19 protein-coding genes and 1 tRNA gene are annotated in these 20,454 nt (G+C 69.1%); 2 read left to right on the top strand and 18 right to left on the bottom strand.

Annotated features, from left to right (window positions below; all coding sequences use genetic code 11):
* Positions 1-2: 2 nt before the first annotated feature.
* From folE to R8F63_18820, 5 genes are all read right to left on the bottom strand, one after another.
* Positions 3-635 carry a GTP cyclohydrolase I FolE gene (folE, locus tag R8F63_18840; GenBank protein ID MDW3220668.1) on the bottom strand — a complete coding sequence of 211 codons (633 nt, stop codon included), beginning with the start codon at positions 633-635 and terminating at the stop codon, positions 3-5.
* A 30-nt stretch (positions 636-665) separates the two neighbouring features.
* The gene (hpt, locus tag R8F63_18835; protein ID MDW3220667.1) at positions 666-1,199 is read right to left on the bottom strand and encodes a hypoxanthine phosphoribosyltransferase; all 534 of its coding nucleotides are present in this window, start codon (positions 1,197-1,199) and stop codon (positions 666-668) included.
* 117 nt (positions 1,200-1,316) lie between these two features.
* Entirely contained in the window at positions 1,317-2,183 is an 867-nt protein-coding gene (gene tilS, locus R8F63_18830) for a tRNA lysidine(34) synthetase TilS (GenBank protein MDW3220666.1), read from the bottom strand.
* A gap of 3 nt (positions 2,184-2,186) precedes the next feature.
* On the bottom strand, positions 2,187-3,275 hold the full coding sequence (locus R8F63_18825) for a zinc-dependent metalloprotease (protein ID MDW3220665.1): 1,089 nt from the start codon (positions 3,273-3,275) through the stop codon (positions 2,187-2,189).
* A gap of 7 nt (positions 3,276-3,282) precedes the next feature.
* Positions 3,283-3,408, bottom strand: coding sequence for a hypothetical protein (locus R8F63_18820; protein ID MDW3220664.1), 126 nt, complete (start codon positions 3,406-3,408; stop codon positions 3,283-3,285).
* A gap of 94 nt (positions 3,409-3,502) precedes the next feature.
* Between R8F63_18820 and R8F63_18815 the strand changes: the two genes are divergently transcribed.
* On the top strand, positions 3,503-4,066 hold the full coding sequence (locus R8F63_18815) for a VOC family protein (protein ID MDW3220663.1): 564 nt from the start codon (positions 3,503-3,505) through the stop codon (positions 4,064-4,066).
* On the top strand, positions 4,066-4,686 hold the full coding sequence (locus R8F63_18810; GenBank protein MDW3220662.1) for a carboxymuconolactone decarboxylase family protein: 621 nt from the start codon (positions 4,066-4,068) through the stop codon (positions 4,684-4,686). The genes R8F63_18815 and R8F63_18810 overlap by 1 nt, the downstream gene beginning before the upstream one ends.
* Here R8F63_18810 and R8F63_18805 read toward each other — a convergent pair.
* The 13 genes from R8F63_18805 to R8F63_18745 form a co-directional block, all read right to left on the bottom strand.
* Entirely contained in the window at positions 4,683-5,381 is a 699-nt protein-coding gene (locus tag R8F63_18805; GenBank protein ID MDW3220661.1) for a lysophospholipid acyltransferase family protein, read from the bottom strand. The two genes, R8F63_18810 and R8F63_18805, sit on opposite strands and share 4 nt — an antisense overlap.
* Positions 5,382-5,477: 96 nt before the next feature.
* Positions 5,478-10,862, bottom strand: a complete 5,385-nt coding sequence (locus R8F63_18800; GenBank protein ID MDW3220660.1) for a hypothetical protein — start codon at positions 10,860-10,862, stop codon at positions 5,478-5,480.
* A 23-nt stretch (positions 10,863-10,885) separates the two neighbouring features.
* On the bottom strand, positions 10,886-11,068 hold the full coding sequence (locus R8F63_18795; protein ID MDW3220659.1) for a hypothetical protein: 183 nt from the start codon (positions 11,066-11,068) through the stop codon (positions 10,886-10,888).
* A gap of 57 nt (positions 11,069-11,125) precedes the next feature.
* On the bottom strand, positions 11,126-11,398 hold the full coding sequence (gene rsrA, locus R8F63_18790) for a mycothiol system anti-sigma-R factor (protein MDW3220658.1): 273 nt from the start codon (positions 11,396-11,398) through the stop codon (positions 11,126-11,128).
* A complete protein-coding gene (locus tag R8F63_18785) occupies positions 11,398-11,985 on the bottom strand; it encodes a sigma-70 family RNA polymerase sigma factor (protein ID MDW3220657.1) in 588 nt (195 codons plus the stop codon). Before R8F63_18785 ends, rsrA begins: the two co-directional genes overlap by 1 nt.
* 26 nt (positions 11,986-12,011) lie before the next feature.
* A tRNA-Thr gene (locus R8F63_18780) sits at positions 12,012-12,084 on the bottom strand.
* A gap of 62 nt (positions 12,085-12,146) precedes the next feature.
* The gene (locus R8F63_18775; protein MDW3220656.1) at positions 12,147-13,241 is read right to left on the bottom strand and encodes a hypothetical protein; all 1,095 of its coding nucleotides are present in this window, start codon (positions 13,239-13,241) and stop codon (positions 12,147-12,149) included.
* Positions 13,238-13,846, bottom strand: coding sequence for a dTMP kinase (gene tmk, locus R8F63_18770; GenBank protein ID MDW3220655.1), 609 nt, complete (start codon positions 13,844-13,846; stop codon positions 13,238-13,240). The genes R8F63_18775 and tmk overlap by 4 nt, the downstream gene beginning before the upstream one ends.
* Entirely contained in the window at positions 13,843-15,357 is a 1,515-nt protein-coding gene (locus R8F63_18765) for an MFS transporter (protein MDW3220654.1), read from the bottom strand. The genes tmk and R8F63_18765 overlap by 4 nt, the downstream gene beginning before the upstream one ends.
* Positions 15,358-15,403: 46 nt before the next feature.
* Positions 15,404-18,112, bottom strand: coding sequence for a type I DNA topoisomerase (topA, locus tag R8F63_18760; protein ID MDW3220653.1), 2,709 nt, complete (start codon positions 18,110-18,112; stop codon positions 15,404-15,406).
* Positions 18,113-18,149: 37 nt separating this feature from the next.
* On the bottom strand, positions 18,150-19,517 hold the full coding sequence (nhaA, locus tag R8F63_18755; protein ID MDW3220652.1) for a Na+/H+ antiporter NhaA: 1,368 nt from the start codon (positions 19,515-19,517) through the stop codon (positions 18,150-18,152).
* Positions 19,518-19,532: 15 nt separating this feature from the next.
* Positions 19,533-20,033, bottom strand: coding sequence for an ATP-binding protein (locus R8F63_18750; GenBank protein ID MDW3220651.1), 501 nt, complete (start codon positions 20,031-20,033; stop codon positions 19,533-19,535).
* Entirely contained in the window at positions 20,030-20,362 is a 333-nt protein-coding gene (locus R8F63_18745; protein ID MDW3220650.1) for an STAS domain-containing protein, read from the bottom strand. The genes R8F63_18750 and R8F63_18745 overlap by 4 nt, the downstream gene beginning before the upstream one ends.
* Positions 20,363-20,454 lie beyond the last annotated feature (92 nt).

Below are 20,454 nucleotides of genomic sequence, written 5' to 3'. Positions count from 1 at the left end.
CCTCAGCGCCGCTCCAGGAACCGCATCGCCTCCGCACGGGTGGCGACGTTGTCGCGGAAGATGCCGGTGACGCTCGACGTGACCGTGCTCGAGCCCGGCTTGCGGACGCCCCGCATCGACATGCAGAGGTGCTCCGCTTCGATGACCACGAGGACGCCGCTGGGGGCGAGCTGGTGCTCGATGGCATCCGCGACCTGACGGGTGAGCCGCTCCTGCACCTGCGGGCGCTTGGCGTAGCCGTCGACGAGACGAGCCAGCTTCGAGAGGCCGGTGACCCGCCCGGTCTCGTTCGGGATGTAGGCGACGTGGGCCTTGCCGAGGAAGGGGATCAGGTGGTGTTCGCACAGCGAGTAGAGCGGAATGTCCCGCACCATCACCATCTCGTCGTGACCCGCCTCGAACGTCTTCATCAGGTGCTCGGCCGGATCCTGGTGGAGCCCGGCGCACACCTCGGCGTACATGCGGGCGACGCGATCGGGCGTGTCGAGCAGGCCGTCGCGGGTGGGATCCTCGCCGATCGCCTCCAGGATCTCCCGCACCGCGGCGGCGATCCGGGGCTGATCGACCTCCGGCGCATGGATGCCGTTGATCAGTGGCCGGTCGGTGTCGAAATCGTCGTCGTGGTCATGGCTCACGGTTCGCAACCTAGCGAGCGGCGTCGGGCTTCACTCGGCCGGCTCGAACACCCGGATGGAGTCGAGTTCCCGGTAGTGCTGGGCGACATCGAGCCCGTAGCCGACGACGAAGTCGGGCTGAATGGGGAAGCCGACGTACTTCACGTCATCCGAACGGGCGCCCTCGCGAACGAGCAGAGCGCACACCTCGAGGCTCGCGGGACCACGGTCCTCCAGCAACTGGCGGAGGTAACGCAGGGTGAGCCCGGAGTCGACGATGTCCTCGACGAGGATGACGTCTCGGTCCCGGATGTCCGTCTCCAGGTCCTTGACGATGCGGACCACGCCGGAGGACGCGGTCGAGTCGCCGTACGAGGAGACCGCCATGAAGTCGAACTCGACTGGTCGGTTGATCGCCCGACCGAGGTCGCTCATGAAGATGAACGCGCCCTTCAGCACCCCGACGAGCAGAGGCTGGCGGTCGTGGTAGTCCTCGGTGATCTGCCGGCCGAGGTCCTGCACCCGCGCCGCGAGCTCGTCCGCCCCGATCACCGTCCTGCCGAGAGAGCCCGCGGGTACGCCCATCGCCGCGACCCTACTTTGGACCGTGGGATGTTGAGACGCCGGGGTCAGAGTCCCGTCCCATCTCCAACCTCCAGCGGAAAGGTGGGACGGGACTCTGACCCCGCTGTCTCATCTCGTTCACGGTCGCTGCTCGATGCGCAGGACTCCGTCGGTCCGGGCCAGTCGGTGGCCGCCCGGGAGCTCGGTGGCCTTGTGGGTGCCGTCCACGACGAGCATCGCCCGGTCGATGGCCGCCAGGTCGATGCCGGCGGCCGAGCCGAGTTCGGCCGCGATCCAGCGCCGCAGCACCTCGGTGGCGACCGCCCGGGGGACCCCTCGCAGCGCGACGACGTTCGTCGCGTCCACGTCGTCAGCGGCCGCGCCGATCACCTCCAGCGCATCGGCGACCAGATCGGCATGCCGGTTGAGCAGCGGGACGACATCGCGGTCGAACGCCTCGGCCGCCGCCGGCAGCACCGAGCGCCGCACCGCGACCCGCCGAAAGGTCGGGTCGTCGTTCATCGGATCGGCCACCGGCCGGTATCCGGCGATCGCGCAGACGGCCTCCGTCTCGGCTCTGCGCAGACCCAGGATCGGCCGGTGGACCCGATCCATGCGCGCCGCCACGCCGGCGAGCCCCGCCCCGCGGAAGAGGTTGAGCAGCACCGTCTCGGCCCGGTCGTCGGCCGTGTGACCCACGCACACGTCGTCGGGCAGAGCCGCATAGCGGGCGGCCCGCGCCCGGGCTTCGAGGTCCCCACCGGCGTCGATCTCCACCCGCCGAATCTCGCACGCCGCACCGAGGTCCGCGGCGAGTCTCGCGACCGCCTCGGCGTCGTCGTCCGCCCCCGCCTGCAGGCCGTGGTGGACGTGCCAGATCGTGAACGGTCGCTGCGCCGCGTGGGCCAGCAGTGCCATGGCGACGCTGTCCGCACCCCCGCTCACGCCGAGATGCAGATGCCCCGCGGGGAACTCGCACCGGTCGAGCAGGTCGACCGGATCCACCGATCAGGCCGCGGCGTCGTCGGAGTCGGAGTCGTCGCTGCCGACTCGGGCGATCCAGAGTTCGGGCTCGCGGATCTCGCCGATCGACGGCACGTTGGCCGGCTCCGCCCACGCCCGATCGAGCAACGACGATCCGCCGTGATCCTCCACGACCGAGATGAAGTGCTCGCCCTCCGCGTACTGCTTGATCTTCGCCTCGAGCCCGGCGAGCCGCTGGAACACCTTCGTGAACCCACTCGAGTTCTGGCGCCGCTGACGCAGGACCCGGGCGAAGCGCTCCTGGGACGGCACGAGCCCCTTGCCGGCGCGGTCCATCGTGACGTCGCCATGTCCTTCGAGGAGGCTCATCAAGCCGGCCACCTCGTTGATGACGGCGAGCTGTTCCTCCGAGGCGAACAGCGCCATCATCCCGCCCTGGTCCATCGGGTCCTCACCCCGCTTGCGGGCTTCCATCAGGCGCTGGATCGCCGCGAGGAAACGCTGCGGGTCCGGGTCGACCGACTCCATCGTGGAGTTCACGAGCCCGAGGAAGTGCTCGCGCATCCACGGCACACCCGTGAACTGGGCCCGGTGGGTGACCTCGTGGAGCGCCAGCCACAACCGGAACTCCTGCTTGGGGAACGCGTAGCGCCGCTCGAGCGCGAGCACGTTGGGGGCGACGTAGTAGACGATGTCCTGGTCGTCGGGACTCTCGTCCTCGATCACGAGCAGGTCGTACTGCCCCAGCACCCGGGTGGACATCCAGCCGAGCATGGCGCCCAGCTCGGCGCCCGCGATCTTGCCGCCGAGGTTCGGGCCCGACCCCTCGTCGAGCTTCTCGCCGAGCTTCGTCGTGATCGGCCGGAGCAGTCGCTGGAACGACGCGAGGTTGGCTTCGATCCAGCCGTTGCGGTCGGTGACCCGACCGCGCGCGTTGCCGCTCAGCGACCGCAGGCCCGTTTCGGCGGCGACGAGATCCTCCGCCATCGCCGTGTAGCGATCGAAGTCCTCTTCGAGTCCGTCGCGATGCTGGGCGCCCGTGAAGGGCTCCTTGCCCGCGACGCGGCGCGCCACCTTCCGGGCGATCTCCCAGTCGACGGGATCAGCCGCCAAAACGCCCTCAGTCCCGCGGGTAGCGGGCCCGGCTGACCGTGCCGACGTAGCCGGCGATCAGACCAACGGTGACGAGCACCGCGCTCGCAGCGAGAGGGACGGCGATCCAGAAGTGCCAGACAACAGCAGTCATGGCGACGAGTGTAGATGGTCACGCCCCCGTGTCCGCAGCCGGGTCCGGCGCCACCGCGATCGACCGGCGCGAGCGAGCCGCATAGGGTCGGCCCATGGGGATCAACCATCTGGCATTCGCGGTGAAGGACATGGCGGCGACGCACGCGTTCTACACCGAGTCCATGGGATTCGAGCTCGTGAAGACCGAGATCGTCCCGAAGGAGACCGGCGGGTTCGCCCGCCACGCCTTCTACTCGACGGGATCGGCCGAGGATCAGCTGATCGCGTTCTGGGATCTGGCCAACGACGTCGGCGCGGGCACCGATTTCAAGACCGACATCAGCCGCGATCTCGGGCTCGAGCCGCTGACGAACCACATCGCGTTCCAGGCGGACGACGTGGACGACCTCATGGCCAAGAAGAAGCACTGGCTCGACCACGGCCACACCGTCCTCGAGATCGACCACGGCTGGGTGCACTCGATCTACACCGAGGATCCCGACAAGATCGCCGTGGAGTTCGCCGTCGTCACCCGCCCGTTCACCGACGCGGACCGGACCGAGGCCGCGGCCCTCCTCTTCGCCGAGGAGCCCACGCCCAGCACCGAGAAGATCCTCGCCACCCTGCATCAGCCCGGCGTCGAGGAGCCCCTGGTGCTGATGGGGGCGGACAGCTGATGCCCCGCCTCCGCGAGGTCGGGCGCGCCGAAGCGCACCCGGCCGCCATCGCCATGTACGACTTCCTCTTCGGCGATCGAGACCCGGTCACCGATCCGGGCACGTCCACCGGCAGCCCGGGCGACTGGTGGACCGTCACCGCCCTCGTCCCCGACGCGTTCGACCACATCCTCGGCGGCATCGGCTTCTACCGCAGCCCGGACCGGATCATCTCGCCCCACCTGCGTGAACTCGGCCAGCTGCGCGTCGGCTACATCACGATGAGCCGGTTCGTCTGGTCCCAGCACTGCAAGGCGTGCCGCGAGATGGGATGGAGCGACGGGAAGATCCAGGCGGCTCGGGCCTGGCAGACGTCGGACCTGTTCGAGCCGGTGGAACGGGCCCTTCTCGCGTACACCGACGCCCTCGTGCTCGAAGGCGGCCGGGTCGACGAGCAGCTGATGGACGCCCTGAAGGCGCACCTCAGCGAGGAGGAGATCCTCGAGTTCACCTACATCACGCTCACCTACGACATGTACGCCCGGATGAGCAAGGCGTTGAAGCTCGAGTTCGACAATGTGGACGACGACATCCGCGAGATCGACGGCGGCCTGCTCGGCGACGGCCGCGCCACCTCCTAGGCCGCGACCCTTTCGTCACCAGAGATTCGCTCTGCGGCCCCGAGATCGGCGCCGGCGACGACCCTTTCCTGACCAGAGATCGCTGCGATGGACGCCATGACCTCTTCGGTGATCTCCGCCTTGACCGTGGCCGACGAGGGCCGGCCGGCCCAGGGACCGATGTCGATCGGCTCGCCCACGGTCACGGTGATCGGGTCACGGGTCGGCAGCAGGCGACCGGGCGCCATTGCCCGGTCGCTGCCGACGATGCCCACCGGGATGATCGGGGCGCCCGATCGCAGGGCCAGGTGAGCGACCCCGGCGTGGCCGGGATGCAGCAACCCATCCCGGCTCCGGGTCCCCTCCGGGAATATGCCGACGATTTCGCCCGCTCGGAGACGTTCGATGGCAAGACCGAGGCTGCGGGCAACACCTCGGCCGCTGCGGTCCACGGGAATCATCCCGGCAGCGGGGAACAGCCGCCGTGTGGAACGCGCCGTCACGTACTCCTGTTTGCCGAGGAACGACACGCGTCGAGGCGGGGCGTACATCAGCAGAACCGAATCGATGAACGAGAGATGGTTCGCCGCGAGGATCACGCCGCCGTGCGCAGGGATGTTCTCCATCCCCCGGAGCTCGGTCCGGAGCCAACCGCGGTGCAGCGGGCTCGTCATCCGGCGAACGGTCCAATACCAACGTCCGATCTCATCGTCCATGGAGCGAACGTAGAGAACGCATGTCTCGGCCGGATCGCCGGATCGTGAACGATCGGTTTCGGCCGGCTTACATCTGCGCTCAGGACGAGGCCGGGTTCAGAGGCCGCTTCCGTACCCCGCGACCACGTTCTTCGCCTCCGCGACGAACTCCGCCTCCGACATCCCCAACTCGGCGAGGACATCGACCGTGGCCCGCGGGTTTGCGCGGATGGCGATGGCGGCGTCGACGACGGCCGAATCGGGCATCGGATTGTCGACCCGTCCGGCGATGTACTGCACCCGGTCGAGTGCCTTGGCGACCGACTTGGCGTCGTCGTACCGCCCGATCGCGTCGACCTGCTGTTGCAGGAGCGGTTGCAGCTCGCTCGCCGGGATCCGCGTCGGGTCGATGTCGAGGAGCTCGCCGGTGTGACGCAGGCGCTCCAGCTCGTGCTGGTCGATGATCGCCTGGCCGGACGTGTCGTAGCTCGTGACCCCACCTCCGGCGTCGACCGTGTACACGGTCGACGAACCCTGGACCTCCATGCGGGACCGGGTGAAACCCGCGGGGTACGCGTCGCTCTGGGTCATCGAACCGAAGCCCGCGTACGAGGCGGTGTCCATCTGCTCGGCGGTCAGACGCGCGGCCGCGGCCACCGGATCGTCCTGCCCGAGGGCGTCGAGGTGGTCGACGGCCTCGCCGAGGGTCATGCCGTTCTCACGAGCCAGGACGACCGCCGGATCGGTCGGGTCGTTCAGGGCCAGCTCGACGTTGCGTTCATGGAAGACCTTGAACTGCTCCTGGAGGGCCTCCGCCGCTTCGGCGCGGCTGCCGCCGTTGCGGCTGATGTAGAGGTCGATGTCGGCATCGTCGAAGACGGTGACGACGGTGCGGTCGGCGTCGGTCATGACCGACCGAGCCGTACCCACCGAGCCACTGTCGCCGACGAGAACCTGCCGGGGCTTGTACCCGGTCAGTCGCTCCATGTCCGCGATCGCGTCGCCCGTCCCGGTCCGCACCGCCGCGTCGGTCAGGTTGTCGTGCATCCGCACGACCGCCTGTGCCATCTCCTCGCTCAGGCCGCCAGTCGCCTCCAAGCGACCCATGTCGTTCATGCCGCCGCCCTGGAAGATGGCCCGGACCTCGGGCATCTCCCGCAGATCGAGCTCGTCGATGGCGGATCCGTCGCGGGCCGCGCGCGCCTGGGCCGCGCTGATCGCGTCGACGATCTCGTCGCGCTTCGGCAGCAACGCCGCGTCCAGCGCCTCGTCACCGACGCGGGCGACCCCGAAGCCGGCGTCGGTGAGCCCGTCGGCAACGCGGCGCGCTTCGGCTGCTGCTTCGGCCGCCCGGGCGGCGTCGCGGGCGGTCTGCGCGGCCACCTCGGCGGCGCGTGCCGCCGCCACCATGTCGTCGGCTGCGGTCGCCAGGCCCATGCCGGAGAGCGTGCCGGCGACGTCCAACAGTCCGACGCTGAGCGAACCGAGCCGCTCGCTGAGGCGCAGGTCGCCGTCGACGGCGTTCTTGAAGTCCTGGATGGGCGTCAACATCGCGACGGTGCCGAGCGGGTCGCGCGCGAAGGCGACACCCAGGGCCGCGGCAACATCGGCGCTCACTTCCACACCAGCGACGATGCTCTGCGCGCCGTCGCCGAACTGCCCGCCGGCAAGAAGGCCGGTGACGTCATAGACGCTCTCGGCGAACGTCTCACCGACCACCCGCCAGTTCTCCGGATCCGCGGCCGCCGTGACCACCGCACGGGTCATGTCGGTGACGTCCTCGCCGAGCTCCTCGAGATCCTCCACGCTGCCGTCGAACGTCGCGACCGCGATGTCCTCCCACCCGGTCATCTCGTTGGCGAGATCCTGGGCTGCCTGGGCCGCTTCGAGACGGGCCAACGCCTCGGGTCGGGCGTCGAGGTTCTGCTGGATCTCGTCGACCTCGTGCCATCCCTGGCGGATCTCCGCCATCATCTCGTCGTTCTCGGCGGTGATGCGGGACCGGATGTCGCCGAACAGGTCGTCGTCGCCGAGCGTGTCGTGGCGGCGGTCCATCTCGTCGGCGATTGCGTCCGATCGGCCCTCTCGCGCCGCGATCGCCGCCCGCTCCGCGGCGATGCGCTCCTCCACCTCTGCTCGTTCGAGCCACTCGGTGCCCTCGCCGGTCACCCACGGATACAGGCCCTCGTCGTTGGGCAGCAGGAGCGCGCCGTACTCGTCGAGGAGGCCATCGGGCGGGATGTTCTCCGGGGTCGGGTTGAGCAGGTCGTTCAGGGCGCCGATGCCCCCACGCCGGAAGGCTTCCGCGATCCGGGTCGCACTCAACCCCGACTCGGCCAGCGCGGCGCCCAACATGCCCGTGCTGGCGAGCAGTCCGACGATCGCGGCGATCGCGGCGGCTCGGGTCTCGTCGTCCGCATCGGGGTCCACTACCGCGTCGAGGAGGTCCGCATCGACCCCCAGCGCCTCGGCCTGGCGCTGGAGTTCATCGGGATCGTCCACGCCCGTCGGAGCGCCACCGGTCCCGGCCGGTTGCCCGTCGATCCAGCTGACGCCGACGTCGTGGAACCGCGAGAGAAAGCCCTGGATCTCGGGCGACTCGGGTGAGCAGTGGTGGCACGTGTACCAGTAGGTCGCCCACTCGATGCTGGCCCGGATCGTGACATTGGGCCCGTCGAAGGTCTGGTTGTCGGTGAACACCCAGATCCAGCTTCCCGTGTTGTCGACCTTGTGCATCGTGATCAGCCGGCAGCGCTCACCGGGTTCGATCGGCTCTGCCTGACCGACCTCGTTGACGTCGCACCGCTCCGCGAGCGGGACATCGGCCGGCCGGGCGACGCCGGCGAGGGTCGAGTCGTCGGCGAAACCCGTCAACCCGAGTCCGGTGTCGGTCTCGGGTGTCGTGAACTGGAAGGCGAACTCCGATCGGGTCCCGCCGGGGCCCGGCGTGCCGAACTGCATCGGACGGAACTCGCCGCCCTCGTTGCACAGGGCCTCGGCCGGGGAGGTGTACATCCGCCCGAGCGTGTTGACCGCCTCCGGCTCACTCGAGGCCTCGGCGAGGGCCGGCACCAGCTCGCTGCGCGCCGGGCAGGGCGACGAGCGCTGCTCCCGCGACGGCAGCTCGGGTGCGAGGGCGAGGGCGCCGGCGAGGTCGAATCCCTCGATCTCGCAGGGGGCCGTCAGGACGGTGGCGGTGTCGCTGAATCCTGCGTCGAACGGTTCTCCGTCGATCGTGTAGGTCGCGAACGAGGCCTGGCCCCGCTCGCTCTGGCCGACGGTGCCGGCCACCAGGCGACCGCACGCGCCCTCGGGTTCGCCCGCGAACGCGCCGACTTCGTCGAACGGGACGCCGGGTTGGTTGTCGACCGCGAAGCTCCCCCCGCCACCGGACCCGCCGAGCACCCCGATGTCGTCGAGGCGACCCTCGGCGACGTACGTCGTGGCGACGCCGCCCGTCGTCCGCGAGCCCGAGCCGGCGTAGTCGACCGAACAGCAGCGACCGTCGTCACGGGGCCCGAAGGCGAAGCGCTCCGTCACCTCGTAGTCGACGCCGTCCCAGGTCCACTCGACCTCGCGCTCGACGGGGTCGGGCGGGGCGTCGAGGGCGCGGGGCACGGCGATGTCGATCCACGGCTTGCCCTCCGTCCAGAGCAATCCGCCGTTGAGCCGGATCTCCTCCCACGGAACAAGATCGATCAGATGCTCGTGGGCGGCGCAGCGCTCGCCCGGTACGTCGGACCCGCACGGCACGTCCTCCGTGGACTCCTGGGCGGGGGCCGGTTCGGCCGTGACGAGGGGGACCACCGCCACCGTGCCGAGGACGAGAAGGACCATCGTGGTGGCACTGGCCCGCGCCATCCGCACCTTCTCCCGCCGTCCGATCAGCAGTCCTGCGGTCGTCGCCGCCGACAGGAAGGACAGCGCGATCCCGAGGGCGATCACGCCGCGGCGGTTCGCCAGCCCGGCCACCTGGGTGAGCACGAGACCGGCCGCGAACGCGACGACGGCGATCGGCGGCCGCGTCGCCATCAGGCGTCCACGGGCGACCCGCACCTCCAGATTCCGGCCCTGGAGCCACCCCAGGCCGCCACCGATCACGATCGCGGCCACGACGGCCCAGATCGGGGCGCCCCTCGAGAAGACGACGATGGACACGACGGCCACCACGCCGACCATGCCGATGCGGAACACGTCCATGCGGGGCCGCAGTCGCGTCTCCCGCCGGCTGAGCAGCAGGCTCAGCAGCAACGAGAGCACCGAGAGAACCAGCGCGACGATGGCGACGATCCGCAGGATGGGTGTCCAACGCGAAGCAGCCGACGGCGAAGCGCTCGGCGCAGCGGCGTCCGCATCGGCGTCCCCGGCGACCGGCGCGGCGTCGTTGTCGGGCGCCCCATCCGTCGTGGCCGGCGGGCCGACAACGGTCAGATCCGCCCCGCCCCCGGCGAACAGGCTGACGACCGCCCCGTCGAGCAGTGGTGCGTCGATCCGATCCGGCGCGAAGGCATCCTCGAGATAGGGCGGAAGCGCGGTCCAGACCGGCTCGACCCCGGTGTCGGTGCACGACGTCGCCTGGGGCGCGACCTCCGCGCGCATGGCGCTCGCGGTCGCGGTCACCGCGTCGGAATCGAGCGACGTCTCCGGCCCGATGAAACGCCAGGTCGCCTGCGACGCCACGCCGTCGCCGCCGACGAAACCGACCCGCAGGCGGGGCGATTCACCGAAGTCCTCGCACGCTCGGCGAATCGCGTCGTCCGAGCTGCGGTCGGTGGCCCAGGTGACGACGATCTCGACCGAGCTGACCTGATCCTCGTGCTGATACGTGCATCCGGTGGTCAACCGGTCCTCGAGCCGGGCCTCGGATCCACTCGCCGCGCCGTACCCAGCGATCGGCGGGCAGACGACCGCGACCGGCTCGTACTGGCACAGGAGCGCGAACGGCGCCACCTGCTCGGCAAGCGCGGTGAAGGCCGCATCGATCGCGCCGTCCAGGCCCGGATGCGCGTCCAGGAACGCCTGACCGGCCGTGTACTGGACGACGATGGCCGCACTGTCGACGGGTTGGCCCAACCCGTACCGCTGGAAGTCGGGGTTGGTGCGATCCTCGGTCGGTTCCGCCTGGCACTCGAACGGGACCCCGTCGCTGCGGGTGGCCACCTGGATCTGCACGTTCATGAACGGTCGGTCGGCGAGATCGACGACGTCGGATCCGTAGTCGCACTTGAGCACGACACTGCGGGGCGGGAGGAGGACGCCGTCGCCGGGCTCACCGCGGATGTTCAGCGGACGTTCGTTGAGCGTGACATCCGGGAGGTCCAACTCGGGACAGGCGAGGACCTCGAGATCGGACCGAAGCTGGACGAGCTCCGCGCTCTCGGGCAGATCGGCGTCCTGGGCGCCGGCTCCCGGGGCGAGGCCCACCCCGATGACGGCGATGAACAGTGCTGCCGCGACAGTGCCGGCCGGACACCACGCAGCTCGGTGGATGCGTGTGCGCATCGCCCCACCCCCTTGCGCGGAGGCTAGTCGTCCAGGACTTTGCCCCGCATGCGAGGAACGACCATCGGCGCGTGGAGCGCACAGAACTCCTGGTCGTTGTAGATGCTCAGCTTGACCTCACAGCCCGCCTCGCCACAGACCCGGCCGTCCGCCGCAGTGGGGAGGTTGCGCTCGATGCTCGTGAATCGTTCACCTTGGACCCGCATGCCTATGGCAACGACGACAGGGGTCGATTCGTTCCCGTTCGCGGCGGAAACGTCGCGCTAGCGACCCTGCATCTCCTGGCGGATCGCCTCGGCGATGCGATGCTTCAGCGCCTCGGGCACGGATTCCTGGCAACGCATCGAGATGACCTGGCGCAGCTCGGTCTCGAACGTGTAGCGATCGCCGCAGGGCGAGCACGCGTCGAGATGGGTACGGATGATGGTGCGCCGCTCGATGGTGAGCTCGTCGTCCAGGTACGAGTAGATCTCGGCGAGGGCGGCCTGACAGTCGGGATCACCGGCACAGAGGTCGTCGGGGTCGGGAGTCTGCATCAGGCTGTCGCTTCCGATGTCGTGGGGTCCGGGAGGAGCCGTCGTTTCTCGGCAAAGTCGTACAACCGCTTCTGCAGCTGCTTTCTTCCCCGATGGAGCCGACTCATCACGGTGCCGATCGGCACGTCGAGGATCTCGGCGATCTCCTTGTAGGCGAAGCCCTCCACGTCGGCCAGCAGGATGGGGAGTCGGTAGTGCTCCGGGAGGTCCTCGACCGCTTCCTTCACCTCGGCCTCGCCGAAGAGGTCCATGAGCTCGTCCTCGGCGCTGCGTCCGAGCGTCGCGCCCTCGAGACCACCGATGCGGCGGTACAGGTAGAGGTCCTCGACGTCGTCGAGATCCTGCTCGTCGGGCCGCCGCTGCTTCTTGCGATAGGCGTTGATGTAGGTGTTGGTCAGGATGCGGTACATCCAGGCCTTCAGGTTCGTGCCGGCCTCGAAACGCTCGTAGGCGCGGTACGCCTTGAGATACGTCTCCTGGACGAGATCCTCCGCGTCGGCGGGGTTTCGCGTCATGCGCAGGGCCGCGCTGTAGAGCGAGGACATGAGGGGCATCGCATCGTCAGCAAAGGCGGCCGGATCAGCCATGAACTCCTCCGCGGGAGTCGTGAGCGAGCCCGAGAGGAGAATTGAACTCCTGACCTACGCTTTACGAGAGCGTCGCTCTACCAACTGAGCTACTCGGGCGAGAGCAGAAAACGTACCAAACCGGCCCGGCCGATCCTCCCTGGTTCCGGCGGGATCGCGGCTCAGCCGAGGGGTGGGAGACGGACGAAGAGGGCCTGGAGCAACAGCGCCTCGTTGGGGTTGCGGACCAGCGCGTCGGCCGCCGCGCGGATCCGGTCGACGGCGTCAAGCGGCCCCTGGCGCGGGTCACCCGACGCCACGGTTTCCCGATAGCGGCGAGCGAGCGTCGCCAGTCCGAACCGCACCTCGTCGGTGCGGAACTGTCGCAGCTCACGCTTGTGGCGGGCCTCCATCTCGCGGCGGCCGGAGCCGCGGGTGCCCAGCTGTTCCTCGCGTTCCTCGAGCGCCGCGATCTCCTCGGCGTGGCGGGCGACGCGCGCCGCCGACGCGTCATCGATCAGCGTGCGCAGCTCCTCCACGAGGGCGCCCACCGCCGCGCCCGTGCCGTCGAGCCGGTCGGGCACCGACCACCAGGCGTCACGACGTCCGGCCAGTCGTTCGTCGAGGACGAGCACCCGCGCCCGGGCGAGATCACCGTTGGCCGCCCCGGCGACGACGACGGCACGTTCGGCGTCGGCCAGCCCCTCGGCGACGAGCGCGGCCGCGATGTCATCGGCCGACAGCGCCCCGAAGTCGACGCGGGTGCAGCGCGACTCGATGGTGATCTGGTGAGGCGGGACGTCGGTCGCGAGGAGCACGAAGATCGTGCTGGCCGGCGGCTCCTCGACGAGCTTCAGCAGCATGTTGGACGGCACGGCTTCGGCGGTGTGGAACTGGTCCACGACGACCACCTTGCGCGACCCCTCGATCGGTGAGCGGGTCGCCTCCTTGATGATCTCGCTCACCTCGCCCGGGTCGGCGTCGGTGCCCTTGCGCAGCATGGTGCCGCGCGGGGCGATCACGACGACGTCGGGATGCTTGTCGTCCGCGGCGAGGCGACGGTGGCGCTCGGCGCGGTCCGGGTCGACCGCGGCCAGGACCTCTCCACCGAAGATCGCGGCCGCCCGTCGCTTCCCGGCTCCGGTCGGCCCGACGAAGAGGTAGGCGTGCACCGGGTTGGCCGCGGCGGCCGCGAGGCGACGCACGGCATCGGGCTGGCCGACCACCGCGCGCCACGGGTCCGTGTCCGCAGTGGTCGGAGCGGCGGTGTCGGTCATCGATGCCGATCAAACCAGGCGTCGACGGCGGCGTCGACCCGGGCGCCGACCTCCTCCACCGTTCCGCCGGCGTCGACGACGACCCAGCGGTCGGGGTCGGCCTCCGCGAGGGTGAGGTAGCCGTCCCGCACCCGCCGGTGGAACTGGGCGCCGGCGCCCTCGATCCGGTCGAACTGGTCACCGAGCCGCTCCCGGGCCACCTCGAGGTCGACGTCCAACAGCACCGTCAGATCCGGTTCGAGTCCGTGGGTCGCGAAGTCCATCATCGCCGCCAGAAGGTCGAGGTCGAGGCCCCGGCCGAAGCCCTGGTACGCGATCGTCGAGGCCGTGAACCGGTCGCTGATGATCGTGTCACCGATCGCCAGCGCCGGACCGACGATCTCGGCGACATGCTGGGCCTTGTCGGCGATGATCAGCAACGCCTCGGCGCGGTCGTCGAGGTTGTCGTTCGTGGGGTCCAACACGATGGACCGGATCGCGCCACCGATGTCGGTGGCGCCGAACTGGAACGTGACGGGCAGGCCCAACCGCTCGCCGAGTCGACGGGCCTGGGTGGATTTACCGGACGCGTCCGCGCCTTCGAACGCGATCAGGAGTCCGGTCAACACCGCTCCTCCGAGAGCGCCGGATCGTCGTCGTCCGACTCCGCGTCCCGTGGGGCAAGGACGCTCGCGGCCGCCGCTAGGTCGATCCCCCCGGGCTCGTCGTGGGCGAGATAGGCACCGCTCCCGGCGCGCAGGCTCCATGACGCCAACAGGCCGGCGCCGATGATGGTGGACGACGCGAGCCACAGAGTGAGACGGACGCCCGGCGCCAGGATCGTGAGTCCGAACAGGTTGAGATCCCCGTCCCACCAGCGGTTGGAGAGCGTGTCGAGCCCCTCGGAGACGAGCGGGGCGATCGCCAGCGCGAAGAGCATGCAGAACCGGACGAGCACGAGCAGCGCACTGAAGATGCGGCCCCGGAGTTCGTCGTCGACGTTCTCGTGCAGGAGCGTGAATCCGAGCACGTAGATGGGCCCGGCCGCGAAGCCGACGATGCCGATGACCGGCACAACGACGGACAGGAACGGCGAGGACGAGACGACGAAGAGCGCGCCGCCCGCGACGATGAGGGCCACCGGGAAGACCGCCGAGCGGTTGATGCGGTTCTGCAGCACGGACGCGGTGATGACGCCGAGCGCCATCCCGAGCCCGAGCGCGAAGAGGACGAGGTTGAAGTCCGCGTCGTCCCCGACGATCAGCTCGTCGACATAGATCGCCCCCAGCGGGACGAGCATGCCGCCGCCGATCACGCCGACCCCGAGGCCGACGTTCACCGCTCGCACGATCGGGTTGACCGCGATGACGCGCCAGCCCTCGCGCAACTCACGCCAGGCACCGCCGAGGTCCCATCCTTCGCGGCCCTCCTTCCCCCGCTCGTCCCGCGGACGGACGGGGAACGCGATCGTGTAGATGATCAGCGCGGTCAGGAGGAACGAGATCCCGTCGACATAGAACGCCAGTCCCTCCTCGTTGAGCCGCCAGGTGTCGACCCAGCCCTCGTCCGCCAGCGACTCCGCGACCTTGGCGAGCAGGGCTGCGATGCCCGCGGCGACCGGGAACATGCCGTAGGCGGCCGCGACGTTGAGGGAGTTCGCCGTGGTGAGCTTCTCGGTGGGGACGATGTTCGGGACGATCGCCTCCTTGGCCGGCGACCACAGCATCGTGAAGATCTCGAGCAGGAACGAGGCGATGATCAGCCCGAACAGGCTGTCCACGAAGGGCAGCGAGAACATCACCATCGCCCGGCCGATGTCGCAGACCAGGAGCAGGCGCTTGCGGTTGAACCGGTCGACGATGATGCCGGCGGCGGTGGCCAGGAAGAAGCCCGGCGCGATGCGCGTCGCCAGCACGATCGCGATGGCCGTGCCCTCGTTGCCGCCCGGGCTCAGCTTGGCGGCGAGGGAGATCGTGGCGAGCAGGCCGAGCCAGTCGCCGGTGGCCGAGATGACCTGCGCGATCCACAGGCGGAAGAACTCGCGGGAGCCGAACATCGACTCGATCCGACCCGCCTGGCGCGTCTGCGACATGGCTTCGCCCATGCGGGACGCGCTGCTCGACTGACTGTCTCCCACCGAGTTCACCCTAGGCGGTCGGAGCAGGACCGTCCGCCTGGATCCGTCACGCTTTCTTCTTCGCGGCCTTTTTCTTGGTCGCCTTCTTCTTGGCCGACTTCTTCTTCTTGGCCGCCTTCTTCTTGGCCTTCTTCGCCGGCCCCTTGGCCCGGCGGTCGGCGAGCAGTTCGGCGGCCCGGTCGACGGTCAGTTCTTCGACCGTGTCACCCTTGCGCAGCGACGCGTTGTACTCGCCGTCGGTGACGTAGGGGCCGAAACGGCCGTCCTTGACGATCATGTCCTTGCCCGTCTCCGGGTCCGGCCCCATCTCGCGCAGCGGCGGCTTGGCGACCTGGCCCCGGCCCCGCTTGGGCTCCGCGAGGATCTTCAGGCACTCGTCCAGGGTGATGGTGAGGAGCTGTTCCTCGGTCTGGAGGCTGCGGCTGTCCTTGCCCTTCTTGAGGTAGGGGCCGTAGCGCCCGTTCTGCACGGTGATGTCCTCGCCATCGGCAGGATCGACGCCGACGGTGCGGGGCAGGGACAACAGCTTCAGTGCGTCTTCGAGGGTGACGTCCTCGAGCGTCATCGTCGAGAACAACGAGGCGGTCTTCGGCTTCTCGTCGGTGCCGTCGAACTCCTCGAACGTGCCGACCTGCACGTAGGGGCCGAAGCGTCCGGCCTTCGCGTAGATGTCCATGCCGGTCTCGGGGTCCTGCCCGAGGATCCGACCCTCCTTCGGCTGCGACAGGTACTCCATCGCCTTCTCGAGCGAGAGCTCGTCGGGCGGGATGTCGTCGGGAATCGACGCGGTCGAGTTGTCGTCGGCGTTCTCGCTGTCACCCAGCTGGACGTAGGGCCCGTAGCGACCCACGCGCGCCACGACCGGCTTGCCGTCCTCGCTCATGCCGAGCGGGATGGTGTTGACGGCGCGGGCGTCGATGTCGGGGAGCCGCGTCGAAACCTTCTCCTTCAGACCCGGCTCACCGTCACCACCCTCACCGAAGTAGAAGCGGGTGAGCCACGGCTCGGCGAACTCGCTGCCGCCGGCGATCTTGTCGAGGTCGTCCTCCATCTTCGCGGTGAAGGCGTAGTCGACGAGGTTCGGGAAGTGGCCCTCCATCACGTTCACGACGGAAAAGGCGGTGAACGACGGCACGAGGGCCGACCCCTTCTTCCAGACATAGCCACGATCCTGGATCGTGCCGATGATCGACGCGTAGGTGGAGGGACGGCCGACCCCGAGCTCCTCCAGGCGCTTCACGAGCGACGCCTCCGTGAAGCGCGAGGGCGGTTGGGTCTCGTGCCCGGCGAACTCCAGCGGGCCGGCGGCCCGGGCGCTGTCGCCCTGCTGCAGCGGCGGCAGGCGCCGCTCGTCGTCGTCACCCTCGGACTCGTCGCCGTTGCGGGCTGCTTCCACGGACTCCTCGTAGACCTCGCGGAAACCGCGGTGCTGGATGACCGTGCCCGTCGCGTTGAACTCGACGTCCTTGCCCCCGGCACTGGTCGCGCCGAGGCGGAGCTGCACGGTCTCGCCGGTGCAGTCGGTCATCTGGGAGGCGACGGTGCGCTTCCAGATCAGTTCGTAGACGCGGGCCTCGCTGATCGGCACCTCGCCGGCGACCTGATCGGGCGTCTTGAACGTGTCGCCGGCCGGGCGGATGGCCTCGTGCGCCTCCTGGGCGTTCTTGGACTTCTTCGTGTAGAGGCGGGGGCCGTCGGCCGGGTAGAAGTCGTTGCCGTAGCGTTCGAGGATGGTGGACTTGGCCGCCTCGAGTGCGGTGGCGGACAGCGTCGTGCTGTCCGTTCGCATGTAGGTGATGTAGCCCTTCTCGTAGAGTCCCTGCGCGGCCCGCATCGCCATGGCGGACGACAGACCGAGCTTGCGGCCGGCCTCCTGCTGGAACGTGGACGTGATGAAGGGCGCAGCCGGACGGCGCCGGTACGGCTTCGACTCACGCGACCGCACCTCGTAGGGCACGCCCTCGAGGTCGTCGACCAGGCTCGTGGCGGCAGCCTCGTCGAGGACGACCACGTCGTCGCGAGAAAGGGTGCCGTCGTCGTTGAAGTCACGGCCCGACGCGAGCCGGACACCGTCGATCTGGGCCAGGGCGGCGGAGAACTCCCGCGTGTCGCCCTCGACGGCGGCGAACATGCCCTTGATGTCCCAGTAGCTCGCGGCGATGAACGCCATGCGCTCGCGTTCGCGCTCGACGACGAGGCGGGTGCCGACGGACTGGACGCGGCCGGCCGACAGCGCCGGCATGACCTTCTTCCAGAGGACGGGGCTGACCTCGTAGCCGTAGAGACGATCGAGAATGCGGCGGGCCTCCTGGGCGTCGACCATCTTGCGGTCGAGCTCGCGGGGTGACTCGATCGCCTCCTGGATCGCCCGTTCGGTGATCTCGTGGAACACCATCCGCTTGACCGGGACCTGCGGGTTCAACACCTCGATCAGGTGCCAGGCGATCGCCTCGCCCTCACGATCCTCATCCGTCGCGAGATACAGCTCGTCGGCGTCCTTCAGGAGCGACTTCAGGAGCTTGATGTGGTCCTTCTTGTCCGCGTTCTCGACATAGAGCGGCTTGAACCCGTTGTCGACGTCGATGCCGGTGCGGGCCCACTTCTCGCCCTTGTACGCCTTCGGCACGTCGGCGGCGTTGCGCGGGAGGTCACGGACGTGACCGATGGACGACTCCACGGTGAATCCGGCGCCGAGGTACTCGGCGATCTTCTTTGCTTTCGTCGGAGACTCGACGATGACGAGGGCATTTGCCACGAGGCGCAACCAAACTGATGGGGAGGGGTCTTGTCAACTACTTCGCTGCTGCGGTGTCGTCGACGTCCACCTCGACGACCGATTTGGCCCGCAGCAGGATGAGCACGCCGACCATCGCCGCGATGAACGACGCGGCGAGGATACCGATTCGGGCCTCGTCGACGAGCAGTTGATCGTCGAAGGCCAGCCCGGTGATGAAAAGTGAGACCGTGAAACCGATGCCGGCGATGGCGGCGAGACCGAACACGTGGGTCCAGGTGGCCGCCCTCGGCAGGCGGGCGATCCCGGTCTTGACGGCGATCCCGGTCGCGAGCGAGACGCCGACGATCTTGCCGACCACGAGGCCGAACACCACACCGAGGGTCAGGGGTGCGGTGGCCGCCTCGCGCAGGGTGTCGCTCGACAGCTCGACGCCCGCGTTCGCGAGGGCGAAGACCGGGATGATGAGATAGCTGGAGAACGGGTGGAGCACGTCCTCGAGCCGCTCGACGACCGACACCTTCTCCTTCAGCTCGAAGTTCGCCCGGCGCACGACCGGGGCACTGGCATCGCCGCGCACGGCGGCGCGGATCACGTCGTCGAGGTCCTCTTCCTCGGCCTCCGGAAGGAGCGGCTTCGCCGGGGTGATCAGGCCCAGGATCACACCGGCGATCGTCGCGTGGATGCCGGACTCGAAGACGGCGAACCACACGAACGCGCCCACGAGGACGTAGGCCGGGATCCACCAGATCTTCACGACCCGCATGACCAGCACGACCAGGATCGCGGCCATGCCCACGAGGAACCAGCCCGACGAGAAGTCGTCCGTGTAGAAGATGGCGATCACCGCGATCGCGCCGATGTCGTCGACGATCGCGAGGGTCAGCAGGAAGACCTTCATCGCGCTCGGCACCCGATTGCCGAGCAGCGACACGACGCCGATGGCGAACGCGATGTCGGTGGCCATCGGGATACCCCAGCCGTCGAACTCCGGGCCGGAGCTGTTGAAGGCGATGAAGATCGCCGCAGGCACGACCATGCCGCCGATCGCGGCGATGGCCGGCAAGGCCGCCGCCCGCGGGTCTCGCAACTCACCGACGACGAGTTCGCGTTTGATCTCGAGCCCGACGACGAAGAAGAAGATCACCATCAGGCCGTCGTTGATCCAGTGCAGGACGGACTCGTCGAGGTGGACGAGATCGCCGATGTGGATGCTGATGTGGGTGTCGAGGATCTCGTGGTAGCTGTCGCTCCACGGTGAGTTGGCCCACACGAGGGCCGCGATCGTGGCGATCAGCAGCAGGATGCCGCCGGCCGCCTCGATGCGCAGGAAGTTGCGGACCGGGCGTCCGACCCGGCGAGCGAGGCGGCGATCGCCACCGATCCAGGTCAGTGGCGAGAGGGGGAGATCATCGTGGGATGCCATAGACGGAGAGAAACGCTATCCGTCAGATTGTTCGCGGCGACGCCTCGAGGAATACACGACCAGTCGGACGTCCGTGCCCGAATCGGTCGACGAGATCTCCGCCTCGTCGGCCAGCAGCTCCATGAGGTGCACGCCGAGGCCGTCCTCGTGGAGCAGCCGCTCGGGTGTGTCCGGCTCGGGCAGGGCCGGCACCTCCTCGGGTTCGAACCCCATTCCCTGATCGTGGACGACGACCGCGACCTCGTCGTCCGCGAGGTTGCACTGGATCCGGATCCGGTCGTCGACACCGCGCAGACCGTGGGCCTCGATCGCGTTCGTGGTCGCCTCGGACACCGCCACGCGGAGGTCGTCGATCCGGTCGACATCCATGTCCGGCTCGATCTCCGCGGCTGCGGCGACGACCACGCGGACGAAGGAGACGTATTCGGTGCGGGCCGGGATCTCGAGGACGATCTCACCGGGGCGGAAGTCCGCGACCGCCATCTCGTCGCCCGGTGTCTGCTCCGGGCCGCTCATGCGCTCGCCGCCTCGGCGTCGGGATACATCTCGAACACCCGGTCGAGATCACAGACCTCGAAAACGCGTCGGAGGCGCGGCTCGGGCACGACCAGTCGGAGGTCGCCGTCCAGCAGACGGACCCGCTTGAGCGCCCCGACGATCACACCCAGTCCGAACGAGTCCAGGAAGTCGACCCCGGTGAGGTCGAGCACGAGCCGGTTGTGTCCGGCCTGCACCTCGCGCATGACGGCGTGGCGCAGATCGGGGCCTCCGACGACGTCGAGTTCCCCCGCCACCGTGACGACGGTCCAGTCCCCGACATGGTGGGTGGCGGTCACGATCTGCACAGAACGACGCTAATACGCGCCGGGACCCCGTCCGTGCCGCGCCGTGTCCGGCCCCCGCGGACCACATCCATGTGATTTGGTCACACCCGTCT

The sequence above is a fragment of the Acidimicrobiales bacterium genome, from assembly GCA_033344915.1.
Classification (GTDB): Bacteria; Actinomycetota; Acidimicrobiia; order Acidimicrobiales; family Aldehydirespiratoraceae; genus JAJRXC01.
The sequence above is the reverse complement of the archived record's forward strand: the minus strand, read 5'-3'. Positions and strand labels throughout refer to the sequence as shown.

Coding starts and splice junctions, on each gene's coding strand:
- hpt (MDW3220667.1), bottom strand. CDS start 1,199: ATGGGCGTACCCGCGGGCTCTCTCGGCAGGACGGTGATCGGGGCGGAC.
- R8F63_18820 (MDW3220664.1), bottom strand. CDS start 3,408: ATGACTGCTGTTGTCTGGCACTTCTGGATCGCCGTCCCTCTCGCTGCG.
- R8F63_18815 (MDW3220663.1), top strand. CDS start 3,503: ATGGGGATCAACCATCTGGCATTCGCGGTGAAGGACATGGCGGCGACG.
- R8F63_18810 (MDW3220662.1), top strand. CDS start 4,066: ATGCCCCGCCTCCGCGAGGTCGGGCGCGCCGAAGCGCACCCGGCCGCC.
- R8F63_18805 (MDW3220661.1), bottom strand. CDS start 5,381: ATGGACGATGAGATCGGACGTTGGTATTGGACCGTTCGCCGGATGACG.
- R8F63_18800 (MDW3220660.1), bottom strand. CDS start 10,862: ATGCGCACACGCATCCACCGAGCTGCGTGGTGTCCGGCCGGCACTGTC.
- R8F63_18795 (MDW3220659.1), bottom strand. CDS start 11,068: ATGCGGGTCCAAGGTGAACGATTCACGAGCATCGAGCGCAACCTCCCC.
- rsrA (MDW3220658.1), bottom strand. CDS start 11,398: ATGCAGACTCCCGACCCCGACGACCTCTGTGCCGGTGATCCCGACTGT.
- R8F63_18785 (MDW3220657.1), bottom strand. CDS start 11,985: ATGGCTGATCCGGCCGCCTTTGCTGACGATGCGATGCCCCTCATGTCC.
- R8F63_18775 (MDW3220656.1), bottom strand. CDS start 13,241: ATGACCGACACCGCCGCTCCGACCACTGCGGACACGGACCCGTGGCGC.
- nhaA (MDW3220652.1), bottom strand. CDS start 19,517: ATGGCATCCCACGATGATCTCCCCCTCTCGCCACTGACCTGGATCGGT.
- R8F63_18750 (MDW3220651.1), bottom strand. CDS start 20,033: ATGAGCGGCCCGGAGCAGACACCGGGCGACGAGATGGCGGTCGCGGAC.